Raw genomic sequence first — 2,816 nt, forward strand, 5'->3', positions numbered from 1 at the left:
CGTTTCCCGCGAGCCACATCCAGAACGGCCAAAAGCAACTGTGGCTGAAAACGGCGGTCAGAGAGTGGAAAAAATTCCAGATCGAAAATGGAAAGGAATCGCCCCCCAAAAAAGGGAGCCGTGTTGGTCTTTGGGGCGATCTCAAGCGGATCGAGAAGGCTGATGATCAAAGAGAAGCTCGGCTACATCCGGACACGCGAATGCTGAATGTCGATCAGCGTGAAATGCGCGCGCTACTGGCCTCCGATCCAAAGGAATTCGAACGCCGGTATCCAAATTTGCGGGGGTGGCTCAAAGAGAAGGGCCTTCGGTAGCAGCAGCCCTTAAGGCATACCGTTGTTTATAATGTGTAGAGATCACATCGTTCGACGGTCCTCCCAAAACCCCCAATTTCGATTTGGGAGTTTTGGGGGTGACGGGGAGGTGAGGCATGGCGAAGCGCCTGTATCGAGAGGATAAGTTCGAACTGACTGCCAGCATCGAGCGGGTGGAGCAGAGCTATTACATCTCGCAGCACCGCGACATCGAGCGCCCTGTCAGCGACGAGGCCATGTTGGAGATGACGGGACAGATCACGGTCATCGACCCGGCCTATAGGCAGCACCGCGACAGGAGCATCGAGATGACGCTGCTCTGCGCTCGCTCGTTTGCAAAGGATGAGGCGACGCCGACCGGCAACAAGTCGGTGCTCTTCTCGCTCAACCTGCGGAAGGGAGCGTGCTCGCTGCTCGCCTACCTGCCCTCAGACGCCTTTTGGGCCTTACCCGGCATGATCTCGTCAAAGGCCGTCACTCATATCGGCGTGCGCTTCAGCAAACCGTATCGTGGCAGTGCCGACCTTGTCGCGCTCCATTTCACGACGTGCGGCCAGCGCGCCTTCGCCTCGTTCGGGTAACCTCATCCGACACACCGGCTGAGACAGCTTTCGCGTCTCGTATGGGTCGTTTTGCTTGACGATTCTCGTATCCGTGAGAGGGTCTTGATCCATACGGGACAGGAGAACGGAATGGGGAAGGTGCTGGGCTACGCGCGGGTCTCGACCGACACGCAGGACATCCAAAGCCAGAAGGAGAAGCTGCTGACGCTCGGTGCAGTCGTCGTCTTCACCGACACCGGCAGCGGATCGTCCCTCGACGGTCGTGACCAACTCGAAGCCGCCCTGCGCCTGCTCGAACCCGGTGACGAACTTCTCGCCCTTCACCCAGACCGTCTCGCACGCGATACCGCCGACCTGCTGACCATCGGCAAGCGCGTCATCGAGAAGAAGGCGGTGCTGCGCATCTACGACCCCAACATCGTGTTCGATGGCACCGACATGATGGCTGAGGTCCTGCTGACCATTTTCGGCATGGTGGGCATGATGGAGAAGCACTTCATCAAGGCTCGCCAGCGCCGAGGCATCGACGCTGCTAAGCTGAAGGGCGTCTACAAGGGGCGGCCCGCAACGATCTCTCCGGAGGCGGTGCGCGAACTCCACCAGCAGGGCATCGGCGCAACCGAGATCGCCAAGCGTCTCCGCATCGGTCGTGCCAGCGTCTACCGGGCGCTGGCGGCATAAGGGAGCACGATGGGCCGGTGGACCATAGGGCGGAGACGCTACTCGTGGGAGCGGCGTGACCCGATCCCACAAGCGCGACCTGTAACGCCTGCGGCCAATCTCATTGCTTCGACCATCGTCGTGCTGGGCGCGTCGTATATCTGGTTAAGGCCGGTGTTCTGGATTTTCACCGGCCTGCTCGGTTTCATCGCCGTTTGCGGCATCGCGGTCGTCGTGCTGTCGCTCTGGGAACGATGGTCGCGGGCTCGTCAGATCAGGTCGCCAAGCGGCCAGCCCGACGAAGCCATTGGTCTTCGACCTCGTCCGTGTGTAGCTGATTCGGCCTCAACACACGGAGGCCATATGAACCACGATACCCGCTTCGCCCTCATCGACACCGCCGGTGACGAACGCTTCGCCGCCCGCATCAACGGCACCTTCCAGATCGGCAAGGAACGAGACGCCACCCCAACGGACATCGAGGCGTTCGCGCGTGCCATCCTCATCGACGGAAAAGATGGTCGGTTCGTCTGTGCCGATGGCCGCAAGCCTGCGGTGCTGAAGTTCAGCGGTCGGGCAAAGGAGGCTGTCGCTTACCGCCTCGACCCTTTCCTCGCAGCCAAGCTCGGCATTCCAGCCACTGCATCGAGATGACCCCTCGGCCATGCTCGGCTATAACGGCATCGACACCGCAGGAGCCGACCATGCAGGAGCGTGACCCCAACATCGTCAACTCGGGCCTGTCGCGCACCGTCACCGTCCAAGGCGCACGCGTCGAGGTCATGATCTACCGGCTCGAACACGACCCCCAATGGGCGCTGGAGGTGGTCAACGAGAACGGCACCTCGACCGTCTGGGACAACCTGTTCGATACCGACGAGGAGGCCAGCGAAGCCTTCGAACTCACCCTACGCGAGGAGGGCATCGACGCCTTCCTCGACCGCAGCAACGTCATCGAGTTCCCCCGCCGCTGACCCGATCTGCTTGACGAATTACCGATCCGTGAGAGGCTGGCCGGATGACCAGCATCTCGACCAACGATTACCGTCAGCAAGCGGCCTCAGAGCCGTCTCAGAGCGGTTCTGACGATGGTCAGCCCGTCACCATCTCGACCATCCTCCAACGCGTCCTTAGCCGTCAGGAAGCGGTCGAAGACGCTGACGATGCGGTGCCTCTTCTGGGACTCGAACCGACGACCGTTGAAAAGGCAGGAGAAAACTCGACCATGCCCGAGGACTCGAACCACCACGCTCGGCTCACTCCTCTTCTGGGCACCATT

The 2,816-nt window shown here is 60.9% G+C and carries 6 protein-coding genes; all 6 read left to right on the forward strand.

From position 1 onward, the window contains the following. Nucleotides 1-314: hypothetical protein (locus GGR45_RS19405; protein ID WP_175310270.1), on the forward strand; the 314-nt coding region annotated here is incomplete at its 5' end. Nucleotides 315-430: 116 nt separating this feature from the next. Beyond that, entirely contained in the window at nucleotides 431-895 is a 465-nt protein-coding gene (locus tag GGR45_RS19410; protein ID WP_017977233.1) for a hypothetical protein, read from the forward strand. 111 nt (nucleotides 896-1,006) lie between these two features. Next, entirely contained in the window at nucleotides 1,007-1,558 is a 552-nt protein-coding gene (locus GGR45_RS19415; RefSeq protein ID WP_017977232.1) for a recombinase family protein, read from the forward strand. A gap of 9 nt (nucleotides 1,559-1,567) precedes the next feature. Beyond that, nucleotides 1,568-2,191, forward strand: coding sequence for a hypothetical protein (locus GGR45_RS19775; protein ID WP_231291961.1), 624 nt, complete (start codon nucleotides 1,568-1,570; stop codon nucleotides 2,189-2,191). A gap of 50 nt (nucleotides 2,192-2,241) precedes the next feature. Then, nucleotides 2,242-2,511, forward strand: coding sequence for a hypothetical protein (locus tag GGR45_RS19425; protein ID WP_017977230.1), 270 nt, complete (start codon nucleotides 2,242-2,244; stop codon nucleotides 2,509-2,511). Nucleotides 2,512-2,555: 44 nt separating this feature from the next. Continuing rightward, nucleotides 2,556-2,816: hypothetical protein (locus GGR45_RS19430; RefSeq protein WP_175310269.1), on the forward strand; the 261-nt coding region annotated here is incomplete at its 3' end.

It is taken from the genome of Sphingomonas zeae (assembly GCF_014197135.1).
Taxonomy (GTDB): Bacteria; Pseudomonadota; Alphaproteobacteria; order Sphingomonadales; family Sphingomonadaceae; genus Sphingomonas; species Sphingomonas zeae.